General features: G+C 68.2%; 10 protein-coding genes. 7 read left to right on the forward strand and 3 right to left on the reverse strand.

Features of this window, described 5'->3' with window-relative positions; translation table 11 throughout:
- Positions 1 to 7: 7 nt before the first annotated feature.
- The 3 genes from DBY63_RS08860 to choX are packed head-to-tail and all read right to left on the reverse strand — an operon-like array spanning position 8 to position 2,788.
- Positions 8 to 952 carry an L-carnitine dehydrogenase gene (locus DBY63_RS08860; RefSeq protein ID WP_077171280.1) on the reverse strand — a complete coding sequence of 315 codons (945 nt, stop codon included), beginning with the start codon at positions 950 to 952 and terminating at the stop codon, positions 8 to 10.
- The gene (locus DBY63_RS08865) at positions 949 to 1,836 is read right to left on the reverse strand and encodes a 3-keto-5-aminohexanoate cleavage protein (protein ID WP_108582252.1); all 888 of its coding nucleotides are present in this window, start codon (positions 1,834 to 1,836) and stop codon (positions 949 to 951) included. The genes DBY63_RS08860 and DBY63_RS08865 overlap by 4 nt, the downstream gene beginning before the upstream one ends.
- A 19-nt stretch (positions 1,837 to 1,855) precedes the next feature.
- Positions 1,856 to 2,788, reverse strand: a complete 933-nt coding sequence (gene choX / locus DBY63_RS08870) for a choline ABC transporter substrate-binding protein (RefSeq protein WP_108582253.1) — start codon at positions 2,786 to 2,788, stop codon at positions 1,856 to 1,858.
- A 155-nt stretch (positions 2,789 to 2,943) separates the two neighbouring features.
- Here choX and DBY63_RS08875 point away from each other — a divergent pair, with 155 nt between their 5' ends.
- The 7 genes from DBY63_RS08875 to DBY63_RS08905 all read left to right on the forward strand — a co-directional run bounded on the left by DBY63_RS08875 (position 2,944) and on the right by DBY63_RS08905 (position 12,342).
- On the forward strand, positions 2,944 to 3,930 hold the full coding sequence (locus tag DBY63_RS08875) for a GlxA family transcriptional regulator (RefSeq protein WP_042135111.1): 987 nt from the start codon (positions 2,944 to 2,946) through the stop codon (positions 3,928 to 3,930).
- A gap of 131 nt (positions 3,931 to 4,061) precedes the next feature.
- Positions 4,062 to 5,039: a dipeptidase gene (locus tag DBY63_RS08880; protein WP_108582254.1), complete on the forward strand. Its 978-nt coding sequence runs from the start codon at positions 4,062 to 4,064 to the stop codon at positions 5,037 to 5,039.
- A 188-nt stretch (positions 5,040 to 5,227) separates the two neighbouring features.
- Positions 5,228 to 5,758: a DUF5943 domain-containing protein gene (locus DBY63_RS08885; protein ID WP_027597311.1), complete on the forward strand. Its 531-nt coding sequence runs from the start codon at positions 5,228 to 5,230 to the stop codon at positions 5,756 to 5,758.
- 105 nt (positions 5,759 to 5,863) lie between these two features.
- Positions 5,864 to 7,924, forward strand: coding sequence for a dimethylglycine demethylation protein DgcA (gene dgcA / locus DBY63_RS08890; protein WP_027597312.1), 2,061 nt, complete (start codon positions 5,864 to 5,866; stop codon positions 7,922 to 7,924).
- 183 nt (positions 7,925 to 8,107) lie between these two features.
- The gene (gene dgcB, locus DBY63_RS08895; protein ID WP_108582255.1) at positions 8,108 to 10,099 is read left to right on the forward strand and encodes a dimethylglycine demethylation protein DgcB; all 1,992 of its coding nucleotides are present in this window, start codon (positions 8,108 to 8,110) and stop codon (positions 10,097 to 10,099) included.
- Between the two features lie 217 nt (positions 10,100 to 10,316).
- Positions 10,317 to 11,552, forward strand: coding sequence for an electron transfer flavoprotein subunit alpha/FixB family protein (locus DBY63_RS08900; RefSeq protein WP_108582256.1), 1,236 nt, complete (start codon positions 10,317 to 10,319; stop codon positions 11,550 to 11,552).
- 16 nt (positions 11,553 to 11,568) lie between these two features.
- Positions 11,569 to 12,342 carry an electron transfer flavoprotein subunit beta gene (locus DBY63_RS08905; RefSeq protein ID WP_171991206.1) on the forward strand — a complete coding sequence of 258 codons (774 nt, stop codon included), beginning with the start codon at positions 11,569 to 11,571 and terminating at the stop codon, positions 12,340 to 12,342.
- The last annotated feature ends 342 nt before the right edge of the window (positions 12,343 to 12,684 follow it).

Below are 12,684 nucleotides of genomic sequence, written 5' to 3' on the forward strand. Positions count from 1 at the left end.
CCTTCTCCTAGTCCCGAATCCCGTGGCGTGTCTTGCAGTCGGCGATGGCCGCCTGCACCGCCAGCAGGCAGTCGTCGCGATAGCGCTCCAGCGCCGCCAGTTCCAGGTCGCCCTGCTGGGCCTGGGTGCCCTCGACCACGGCGTCGATCAGGCCGTCGGTCAGCTCCGGGGCTTCCAGGTAGGTCCAGGGCAGCTTCAGTGCCGGGCCGAATTGCTGCATGAAGTGGCGCATGCCCGCCGGGCCGCCGGCCAGGGTGTAGGTGAGGAAGGTGCCCATGAACGACCAGCGCAGGCCGGCGCCATAGCGGATGGCGTCGTCGATCTCGCCGGTGGTGGCGACGCCGTCGTTGACCAGGTGCAGCGCCTCGCGCCACAGGGCTTCGAGCAGGCGGTCGGCAATGAAGCCGGGCACCTCCTTGCGCACCCGCAGCGGCCGCATGCCCAGCTCGCGATAGAAGGCCTCGGCGCGCTCCAGGTTGGCCGTCGAGGTCTGGCTGCCACCCACCACCTCCACCAGCGGCAGCAGGTAGACGGGGTTGAAGGGATGGCCCACCAGGCAGCGCTCGGGGTGCTGGGCGTCGGCATAGAAGTCACTGGGCAGCAGCCCCGAGGTGCTGGAGCAGATCAGGGCGTCGGGCCGCGCCGCCCGGCTGACCCGGGCATGCAGGTCGCGCTTGAGGTCCAGACGCTCGGGCGCGCTTTCCTGGATGACGTCGGCAGTGGCCACCGCGGCTTCCAGGTCGGTATGGAAGCTCAGGCGCTCCAGGCTGGCGCCGGGCGCCAGGCCCTGGGCCTCCAGCGCCGGCCAGGCATTGGCCAGGCGCTCGCGCAGGGCGGCCTCGGCACCGGGTGCCGGGTCCCAGGCACGGACGTCCAGGCCGCGGGCCAGGGCCCGGGCGATCCAGCCGGCACCGATCACGCCGGTGCCGAGGGCGGCGAAGACGGCGCTCATCGGGCACCTCCCAGCTGCATCCGGTCCCGCCCTTCGGCCGGGCTCATGGCGCGTCCGCCCAGCCGTTCGATGATCTGGATGACCCGCTCCACCAGGCTGCCGTTGGTGGCGTGGACGCCCCGGTCCAGCCAGAGATTGTCTTCCAGGCCGACGCGGACGTTGCCGCCCAGCAGCATGGCCTGGGCGGCCATGGGCATCTGCATCCTGCCGATGCCGAAGCCGGCCCAGCAGGCGCCCGTCGGCAGGTTGTCGACCATGGCCTTCATGGTGGTGGTGTCGGCCGGGGCGCCCCAGGGAATGCCCAGGCACAGCTGGAACAGCGGATCCTTCAGCAGGCCCTCCTTGAGCAACTGCTTGGCGAACCAGAGGTGGCCAGTGTCGAAGATCTCCAGCTCGGCCTTCACCCCCAGTTCGGTGATGCGCCTGGCCCCGGCGCGCAGTTGCGCGGGGGTGGAGACATAGATGAAGTCGCCGTCGCCGAAGTTGAGGGTGCCGCAATCCAGGGTGCAGATGTCCGGACGCAATTCCTCGACATGCAGCAGGCGGGTGAGGGGACCGACCAGGTCCGAGCCGGGGCCGAAGTCGGTGGGCGTCTCGCCCGGGCCGATCTCCAGGTCGCCGCCCATGCCGGCGGTGAGGTTGATGACGATCTCGGCGTCCGCCTCGCGGATGCGCTCGACCACCTCGCGATAGAGCGCCACGTCGCGACTCGGCTTGCCGGTGGCGGGATCGCGCACATGGGCGTGCACCACGGTGGCGCCGGCGCGGGCCGCTTCGAGGGCGGCGGCGGCGATCTGCGCCGGGGTAACGGGGACATGGGGATTGCGGCCTACGGTATCACCGGCGCCGGTCAGGGCGCAGGTGACGATGACATCGGTGTTCATGGGGTCTGTCCTTGGGCGATCAGAGCTTGAGAGCGGCGGGCTGGCCGGTACGGGTGGTCACGCCCTGGAGAAAGGCGTCGAGGCGTTGCGGGTTGTCCTTGAGCCAGGCGCGGGCGGCGTCCTTGGGCGCGGTGCGCTCCAGGATGGGCGCCATCACGGCACTGACCTCGGCACTGTCCATGTGCAGATTGCTGAGCAGGCGCTGGACGTTGGCGCAGCGCTGCGGATAGTCGGCGGTGGTCACCACCGAGACCGTGGCCTGGCCTTCGTTGGGGCCGAAGACGTCTTCGCTGCCGGTCAGGTAGCGCATCTTGATCTGCAGGTTCATCGGATGCGGCTTCCAGCCGAAGAAGACGATCCATTCCTTGCACTTCTCGGCGCGGCGCACGGCGGTGAGCATGCCCGCCTCGCTGGACTCCACCAGCTGGAAGTCCTTGAGGCCGAAACGGTCGGTCTTGATCATCTCGGCGGTGCCGCGGTTGGCGCCGCTGCCCGGCTCGATGCCGTAGATCTTGCCGCCGAGCTTGTCCTTGAAGCGGGCGATGTCGGCAAAGGTCTTCAGGCCCCCCTGGTAGACGTACTCGGGCACCGCGTAGGTGGACTGGGCATCGGCCAGCAGCGGCGGAGTGAGTACCTTGACCTGGCCCTTGTCGACGAAGGGCTGCACCACCGGTTGCATGGTCGGCTGCCAGTAGCCGAGGAACACATCCAGATTCTTGTCGCCCATGGCCGCCATGATGATCTGCTGGGAGGCAGTGGTCGGCTTCACGCCGTAGCCGAGGCCTTCGAGCATGACCTCGGCCAGGGCACTGGTGGCGACCACGTCGGTCCAGCCGACGATGCCCATCCGTACCGTCTGGCAGCTGTCGGGATCGGCGGCGCGGGCGCTGCCAAGGGTGGCGGCCAGCAGGCCGCAGGCGAGGAGGGTGGCGCTTAGGGTCTTGTTGGGCATGACGAACTCCCTGGGGCGGCGGGCGGGGATGACTGCCGGTTGCCTTCTACCCTAGGCGCCTCGCCCCGCCGCCATGTGCAGCCCGACGACCGGAATTTGCACCCTGGCGACCTTCTTGCTTGCCCAAGCCAACCGTTACCGAGGACGCCCCACCCATGCCGCAGTCCTTTGCCTTTCTCCTGCTGCCCGGCTTTTCCGCCCTGGGCTTCATCGCCACCCTGGAGCCTCTGCGGGTGGCCAACCGCTTTCGTCCGGGCAGCTACCGCTGGCGCATCCTCGGTCGCGAGGGCGCGGCGGTGACCGCCAGCAACGGCATGTCGGTCAATGTCGACAGTGGCCTCGATGCCCTGGAAGCGGGCACCACCCTGTTCGTGGTGGCCGGTTTCGAGCCCCTGGCCCATTACGACGACGGCCTCGCCAGCTGGCTGCGCCAGGTCGCCCGCCACGGCCATCCCCTGGGCGGGATCGACACCGGTGCCCTGGTGCTGGCGCGTGCCGGACTGCTGGACGGCCATAGGATCACCCTGCACTGGGAGGCGGTGGCGGCCTTTCGCGAAGCCTGGCCGCAGCTCGAGGTGACCGGCGAGCTGTTCGAGATTGACCGCGGCCGCATCACCTGCGCCGGCGGCACGGCCAGCCTCGACCTGCTGCTGGAACTGATCGGTCGCAGCCACGGCAGCGAACTGGCGGTGCAGGTCTCCGAGCAATTCGTGCTCGGGCGCATTCGCCCGCCGCGCGAGCACCAGCGGCTGCAGGTGGCGCAGCGCTACGGCATCGCCAATCGCAAGCTGATCCGCGTGGTGGAGCGCATGGAGCGCCACACCGAGACGCCCCTGGGCACCCTGGAGCTGGCCGCCGGCATCCAGGTGACCCGCCGCCAGCTGGAGCGGCTGTTCCGCCTCCACCTGCAGACGACCCCCTCCACCTTCTATCTGCAGTTGCGCCTGGACCGGGCCCGCCAGCTGCTGCAGCAGGGGGAGGCCAGCGTGCTGGACGTCGCCCTGGCCTGCGGCTTCGAGTCCGCGTCCTATTTCTCCCGCTGCTACCGCCAGCGCTTCGGCCTGAGTCCGCGGGAAGACCGGCCGCACCGGTCGTCGGCGCCGGAGCTTGCGGCGGCGGCTGCCGGCCTGCCGCCGGGGTAGGCCGACCCGCTCACTGACGCTTCTGGTGATACCCCTGTCGTTTTTGCATCCGGTCGGCCAGGACCCCGGGGCTATGCTGGCCTCGAATCGCCGGCACCCGTTCCGGCGCGAGACCAACGCCGGAGCCCGTCATGAATGCCACCGAACTCCACGCCGACAGCATCGTCATCGACGGGCTGATCATCGCCAAGTGGAACCGCGAACTCTTCGAAGACATGCGCAAGGGTGGCCTGACCGCCGCCAACTGCACCGTCTCGGTATGGGAGGGCTTCCAGGCCACGGTCAACAACATCGCCGCGAGCCAGAAGCTGATCCGCGAGTGCAGCGACCTGGTGGTCCAGGTGCGCACCACCGCCGAGATCCGCCAGGCCAAGGCCCAGGGCAAGACCGGCGTCCTGTTCGGCTTCCAGAACGCCCATGCCTTCGAAGACCAGATCGGCTACGTCGAGATCTTCAAGCAGCTCGGCGTGGGCATCGTGCAGATGTGCTACAACACCCAGAACCTGGTGGGCACCGGCTGCTACGAGCGCGACGGCGGCCTGTCCGGCTTCGGTCGCGAGATCGTCGCCGAGATGAACCGCGTCGGCATCATGTGCGACCTCTCCCACGTCGGCTCCAAGACCAGCGAGGAAGTCATCCTCGAGTCGAAGAAGCCGGTCTGCTACTCCCACTGCCTGCCCTCGGGCCTGAAGGAGCATCCACGCAACAAGTCGGACGCGGAACTCAAGTTCATCGCCGACCACGGCGGCTTCGTCGGCGTGACCATGTTCGCCCCCTTCCTGGCCAAGGGCATCGATTCGACCATCGACGACTACGCCGAGGCCATCGAGTACGTGATGAACCTGGTGGGCGAAGACTCCATCGGTATCGGTACCGACTTCACCCAGGGCCACGGCCATGACTTTTTCGAGTGGCTGACCCACGACAAGGGCTACGCCCGTCGCCTGACCAACTTCGGCAAGATCGTCAACCCGCTGGGCATCCGCACCGTGGGCGAATTCCCCAACCTGACCGAGACCCTGCTCAAGCGCGGCATGCCCGAGCGCACCGTGCGCAAGGTCATGGGCGAGAACTGGATGAGGATCCTCGGCGAAGTCTGGGGCGAGTAGTGAACACCTCTGGAGCCTGCTGCGCACACCGCTAGCGGCGTCGCGTCCTCGCGCCAGGTTCGCCGTACCTCGGTACTGCTCTCACCTGGCGCTGCGGGACTCCTTGCCAGCGGCGCGCTCGCTACGGCTCCACAGGCATTCACCCACACCTTTTTTTAGATACGTATTAGCGAATCGGAGCTCCACACATGGCCAGCCACGCCCCCGAAATGCCCATCCAGGTCGACGACGAAACCGGCGTCTGGACCACCGACGCCCTGCCGATGCTGTACGTACCCCGGCACTTCTTCGTCAACAACCACATGGGTATCGAAGAAGTCCTGGGCGCCGACAAATACGCCGAGATCCTCTACAAGGCCGGCTACAAGTCCGCCTGGCACTGGTGCGAGAAGGAAGCCGAGTGCCATGGCATCCACGGCGCCGCGGTGTTCGAGCACTACATGAAGCGCCTGTCGCAGCGCGGCTGGGGCCTGTTCGAGACCCAGAAGCTCGACCTGGACACCGGCCATGCCGAGGTCAAGCTCAAGCACTCCGCCTTCGTCTACGTCTACGGCAAGGTCAATCGCAAGGTCGACTACATGTTCACCGGCTGGTTCTCCGGCGCCATCGACCAGATCCTGGCCGCCAAGGGCAGTGCCATCCGCACCGTCACCGTCCAGGAATACAGCGGCTCCGAAGAAGGCCACGACGACGGCCTGTTCGTCACCCGGCCGAAGTAACGTCCCGCCCCCGGGTGGCCGCCGACCCGCTCGCCGCCACCCCAGCGACACCCCAGAGCAAGAGCGCGGCTCAAGACCGCGCACCAGCCGATCGAGGAGAAGGTCATGGCCTTCGAAGCAATGTTCCAGCCGATCCAGATCGGCAAGCTCACCATCCGCAACCGCGTACTCTCCACGGCCCACGCCGAGGTCTATGCCACCGATGGCGGCATGACCACCGAGCGCTACGTCAAGTATTACGAAGAGAAGGCCAAGGGCGGCATCGGCCTGGCCATCTGCGGGGGTTCCTCGGTGGTCGCCATCGACAGCCCGCAGCACTGGTGGAGTTCGGTCAACCTGTCCACCGACCGCATCATTCCGCACTTCCAGAATCTGGCCGACGCCATGCACAAGCACGGCGCCAAGATCATGATCCAGATCACCCACATGGGGCGCCGTTCGCGCTGGGACGGCGGCCACTGGCCGACCCTGATGTCGCCGTCGGGCATCCGCGAGCCCGTACACCGCGCCACCTGCAAGACCATCGAGCCGGAAGAGATCTGGCGGGTGATCGGCAACTTCGCCCAGGCCGCCCGCCGGGCCAAGGCCGGCGGCCTGGACGGCGTCGAGCTGTCCGCCGTGCACCAGCACATGATCGACCAGTTCTGGTCGCCGCGGGTCAACAAGCGTACCGACGAATGGGGCGGCAGCTTCGAGAACCGCATGAGATTCGGCATGGAGGTGCTCAAGGCCGTGCGTGCCGAGGTCGGTGACGACTTCTGCGTCGGCATGCGCATCACCGGCGACGAATTCCACCCGGACGGTCTGTCCCACGACGACATGAAGCAGATCGCCAAGTACTACAGCGACACCGGCATGCTCGACTTCATCGGCGTGGTCGGCTCGGGGTGCGACACCCACAACACCCTGGCCAACGTCATCCCCAACATGACCTATCCGCCGGAGCCCTTCCTGCACCTGGCCGCGGGCATCAAGGAAGTGGTCAACGTACCGGTGCTGCACGCCCAGAACATCAAGGACCCGAACCAGGCCACCCGTATCCTGGAGGGCGGCTACGTCGACATGGTCGGCATGACCCGCGCCCACATCGCCGATCCGCACCTGATCACCAAGATCAAGATGGGGCAGATCGACCAGATCCGTCAGTGCGTCGGCGCCAACTACTGCATCGACCGCCAGTACAACGGCCTGGACGTGCTGTGCATCCAGAACGCCGCCACCAGCCGCGAATACATGGGCCTGCCGCACATCATCGAGAAGTCCACCGGGCCCAAGCGCAAGGTGGTCATCGTCGGCGGCGGCCCGGCCGGCATGGAGGCCGCGCGCGTCTCGGCCGAGCGCGGCCACGACGTCACCCTGTTCGAGAAGCAGGAGCAACTCGGCGGCCAGATCACCCTGGCCTCCCGTGCTCCGCAGCGCGACCAGATCGCCGGCATCACCCGCTGGTACCAGCTGGAACTGGCGCGCCTGGGCATCGACCTGCGTCTGGGCACCGCCGCCGATCCGGCGACCATCCTCGACCTGCGCCCGGACATCGTCATCCTGGCCAACGGCGGCCATCCCTTCCTGGAACAGGTCGATCACTGGCACGCCGCCGACGGCCTGGTCGTCAGCAGCTGGGACATCCTCTCGGGCAAGGTCGAACCGGGCAAGAACGTGCTGGTGTACGACACCATCTGCGAATTCACCGGCATGTCGGTGGCCGATTACCTGGCCGACAAGGGCGCCCAGGTCGAGATCGTCACCGACGACATCAAGCCGGGCGTGGCCATCGGCGGGACCACCTTCCCGACCTACTACCGCAGCCTCTATCCCAAGGAAGTGATCATGACCGGCGACCTGATGCTGGAAAAGGTCTACGCCGAGGGCGACAAGAAGGTCGCGGTGCTGGAGAACGAATACACCGGCGCCCGCGAAGAGCGCGTGGTCGACCAGATCGTCATCGAGAACGGCGTGCGCCCGGACGAGGGGCTCTACTACGCCCTCAAGGAAGATTCGCGCAACAAGGGCCAGATGGACATCGAGGCGCTGTTCGCCATCGAGCCGCAGCCGGCACTGGGCGAGACCGGCAACGGCTACCTGCTCTACCGGATCGGCGACTGCGTGGCCCAGCGCAACACCCACGCCGCCATCTACGACGCCCTGCGCCTGTGCAAGGACTTCTAAGACACGCCCCGTGAGGGTTCGCAACGTCCGGTCGGCACGGACAGCCTCCTCTCCCTGAGGGAGAGGGCGGGGGTGAGGGGCCCAGCTGACGCCTTGGCGTCAAAGCGGGCTCTCCATCTCGGCTTTCCCCCCAGGGAGAGGAGGTGATCCGCCGCCACCCGAGGTCCCGTAGGGAGACCCGCAATGCTCAGTACCATCCTCCCCATCCTGCTCTTCGCCGCCCTGGCCCTCACCGTGATCGGTGCCGTGCGCCGCTTCAGCCTCTGGCGACAGGGGCGTCCGGCCGAGGTCGACTGGCTGGGCGGGCTGCTGAAGATGCCGCGGCGCTACCTGGTGGATCTGCACCACGTGGTCGACCGCGACAAGTACATCTCCAAGACCCACGTGGCCACCGCCGGCGGCTTCGTCCTGGCGGCGCTCTTGGCCATCCTGGTGCATGGCTTCGGCCTGCACAGCCGCATCCTCGGCTGGGCGCTGCTGGCGGCCACCGCCTGCATGTTCACCGGCGCCCTGTTCGTCGCCAAGCGCCGCCGCAATCCGCCGGCGCGGCTGTCCAAGGGCCCCTGGATGCGCCTGCCCAAGAGTCTGCTGGCCTTTGCCGCGAGCTTCTTCATCGCCACCCTGCCGGTCGCCGGCATCCTGCCGCCGGACTTCGGAGGCTGGCTGTTGGCCGCGGTGCTGGCGGTGGGCGTGGCCTGGGGCGTGTCCGAACTGTTCCTCGGCATGACCTGGGGCGGTCCCATCAAGCACGCCTTCGCCGGTGCCCTGCACCTGGCCTGGCACCGTCGCGCCGAGCGCTTCAGCACCCCGCACAACGCCAGCGCCGCCCGCTCCAGCGGTCTCAAGGCGCTGGACCTGCACGATCCCAAGGCGCCGCTGGGCGTGGAAAAACCCGCCGACTTCACCTGGAACCAGCTGCTCGGCTTCGACGCCTGCGTCCAGTGCGGTCGCTGCGAAGCCATGTGCCCGGCCTTCGCCGCCGGCCAGCCGCTCAATCCCAAGAAGCTGATCCAGGACATGGTCGTCGGCCTCAAGGGCGGCAGCGATGCCCGCTACTTCGGCTCGCCCTATCCCGGCAAGCCGGTCGGCGAGCACGCTGGCGGTCCGCACCTGCCGATCGTGGCGCGCCAGGGCAAGGCCCTGGTGGATGCCGAGACCCTCTGGTCCTGCACCACCTGCCGCGCCTGCGTCGAGGAATGCCCGATGATGATCGAGCACGTCGATGCCATCGTCGACATGCGCCGGCACCTGACCCTGGAACGCGGCGAGACGCCGAACAAGGGCGCCGAGGTGCTGGAAAATCTCATCGCCACCGACAACCCCGGCGGCTTCGCCCCCGGTGGCCGCCTGAACTGGGCCGCCGACCTGGACCTGCCGCTGATGAAGGACAAGGGCCAGGCCGAGGTGCTGTTCTGGGTCGGCGACGGCGCCTTCGACATGCGCAATCAGCGCACCCTGCGTGCCTTCGTCAAGGTGCTCAAGGCGGCCAAGGTGGACTTCGCCGTGCTCGGCCTGGAAGAGCGCGACAGCGGTGACGTGGCCCGTCGCCTGGGCGACGAGGCGACCTTCCAGCAACTGGCCAGACGCAACATCGAGACCCTGGGCAAGTATCGCTTCCAGACCATCGTCTCCTGCGATCCGCACAGCTTCCACGTGCTCAAGAACGAATACGGCGCCCTGGGCGGCAACTACCAGGTGCAGCACCACAGCACCTTCATCGAGACCCTGCTCAGCCGCGGCACCCTGCACCTCGGCCAGCACGCCCTGGCCGAGCAGGGCGCTACCATCACCTATCACGATCCCTGCTACCTGGGCCGCTACAACGGCGAGTACGAGGCGCCGCGCGCGGTGCTCAAGGCGCTGGGCATCGCGGTCAAGGAGATGGAGCGTTCCGGCTTCCGTTCGCGCTGCTGCGGCGGTGGCGGCGGAGCCCCCATCACCGACATCCCCGGCAAGCAGCGGATCCCCGACATGCGCATGGCCGACATCAAGGAAACCGGCGCCGAGCTGGTGGCCGTGGGCTGCCCCCAGTGCACCCTGATGCTGGAAGGCGTGGTCGCCCCGCGTCCGGAGATCAAGGACATCGCCGAACTGGTGGCCGAGGCCATCGTCGAGGCGCCGGTGGACAGCAAGCCTGCGGCTGCGCGTCGGCCGGTCGCGGAGGCGCTGTCGTGAGTGGGTTTGGTAGCCCCCTCACCCTAGCCCTCTCCCCGAGGGGAGAGGGGATGGCTACCGGTGTCCGGCCAGTTCTGGCGTTCGCCTGCAGCACCGGGAAAAGCCATCTGGCAGGCCTGCCGCTTTTTTCTTTTACCCCCGCTCCCCTCAGGGGAGAGGGCTGGGGTGAGGGGCCCACCGCGCACCTCACCGGCCATTTCCAAACGGAGCGCCCAACATGAGCATCATCCGTCGCGATCCGCGCCGCGAGTGGATCGCGCGTAACCGTCTGCATCCCCTGCACGCGAGCATCGCCAGCAGCGCCGAGGCCGAAGTCCGCTGGATGGGCCCCAATGGCCTGGTCCGCAAGAATCCCCATGCCGCGGCGGCCGGTTTCGTCGGCCCCCAGGGCGTCAAGCGGATCGATCGCAGCGGCGCCCAGCAGGGCGGCGGTCGCCGTGGCGCCGCCCAGGCGGTGGAAGAACAGCTGCCGCTGCACCGCATCGCCGAACCGGCCTTCTACATCGCCGTGGTTCCGGACCTGGTCAGCGGTCGTCTGACCGCCCACGACCGCGACCTGCTGGGCCTGGCCCGGCAACTGGCCGGCGCCGAGGGTGCCGTGCTGGCGGTGGTCTTCGGCGAGGTCAAGGAAACCGCCTTCGATACCGCCGGCGCGGATCGCCTGCTGCATCTGGACGGCGAGCAATTCCAGGGCTATGCCCCCGAACAGCGGGTGCTGGCGCTGCGTGCGGTAGACAACGAACTGCAGCCGCGTCACTGGCTGCTGCCCGACAGCCGCAGCGGTGGCGGCGAACTGGGTCGGCGCCTGGGCGCGGCCCTGCACGAGCGTCCCGCCACCCGCGTCTGGCAGGTCAAGGACGGTCTGGCCACCGGCCGCGCCGGTGCCGGTCGCCAGGATCTGCAGCAGCCGCTGCCGCGCCTGGTGCTGGCTCTGCCGGAGTGCGCGGAGCCGGTCGGCGAGACCCGTCACGAGGTCCTGCCGGTCACCCTCGGCGGCAACATCGCCCGCCACCTGCCACGCATCGAGGACCTCGGCCCAGTGGCGGTCGATCCCATGCAGATTCCCCTGGGCGAGGCCGAATTCATCCTCTCCGGCGGCAACGGTATCCGCGACTGGAGTCTGTTCCACAGCACCGCCGCCATCCTCGGTGCCACCGAAGGCGCCTCGCGGGTCGCGGTGGACGACGGCCATATGCCGCGCAATCGTCAGGTTGGTGCGACCGGGACCTGGGTCACCGCCCGGGTCTATCTGGCCGTGGGCATCTCCGGCGCCGTGCAGCATCTGCAGGGCATCGCCAGTTGCGACAAGGTCATCGCCATCAATACCAATCCGGGTTGCGACATGATCAAGCGCGCCGATCTTTCGGTGATCGGCAATGGTGACGCCATCCTGGCCGCCCTGGCGCGGCTGGTCGAACAACAGCGGGCAGGGGAGTTGCAGGATGTCGCCTGAGCAGAAGCTGCCGTCGCTGGACGGCGTCAAGGTCGTGGCCCTGGTCTCCGTTGGCGCCCACCCCACCTCCGGGCGGGCCCGGCGGGCGGAACAGGATGCCCGCGCGGTAGAACTCGGCCTGCGCCTGGTGGGCGACAAGCTGCGCGTGCTGCACGCCGGCGATCCCGCCGAAGAGGCCCTGCGCGGCTATCTGGGCATGGGCGTGCCGGCCCTGCACGTACTGGAACAACCACCAGGCGCCGATGCCCTGCCAGCGCTCGGCGATACCCTGCGCGACGTTGGCGCCGGCCTGGTGCTGACCGGCAGCCAGGCGGAAACCGGCGAAGGTTCGGGCCTGCTGCCCTATCTGCTGGCCGAGACCCTTGGCTGGCCGCTGGTGGTCGGCCTCGCCGCGGTGGAAGCCGTGGAAGGTGGCCAGGCGACCGTACTCCAGGCCCTGCCGCGTGGTCAGCGCCGTCGGCTGCGGGTACGGCTGCCCTTCGTCGCCAGCGTCGACAGCGCCGCCCCGGCGCCACGACAAAGCGCCTTTGGCCCGGCCCGGCGGGGCGAGCTGCAGGTGGAGACCACCGAGATCGTGCAGGACAGTCTGTTCGACAGCGGCGAATTGCAGCCCGCCAAGGCCCGCCCCAAGCGCCTCAAGGTGATCAAGGCCAAGACCGCCGCCGACCGCTTCAAGGCCGCCACGGCCAAGGCCTCCGGCGACGGCGGCCAGGTCCTCAAGGACCTGACCCCCGAAGCCGCAGCCGCCGCCATCTTCAAGGTATTGCGCGAGGAAGGGGTAGTACGCTGAAGTTGTAACCCCCTCTCCCTCAGGGAGAGGGCCGGGGTGAGGGCACCCTTGGCACCTGAGTTTCAGGTGGAAAAGGCTGCGCCGTTTTCCACGCTACGGAGCCACGGTGTCGAAGCCACGCTCCAAACCGCCCCCTCTCCCCCTGGGAGAGGGCTGGGGTGAGGGCGCCCTTAACACCTGAGTTTCAGGTGGAAAAGGCTGCGCCGTTTTCCACGCTACAGAGCCACGGTGTCGAGGCCGCGCTCCGAATCACCCCCTCTCCCTCTGGGAGAGGGCTGGGGTGAGGGGAGGCGCGGCACCCAGGCCTCAGATGGAAATGGTTGTTCCGTTTCCAAGCTACGG

It is taken from the genome of Pseudomonas sp. RIT411 (assembly GCF_003057735.2).
In the GTDB taxonomy this organism is placed as follows: Bacteria; Pseudomonadota; Gammaproteobacteria; order Pseudomonadales; family Pseudomonadaceae; genus Chryseomonas; species Chryseomonas oryzihabitans.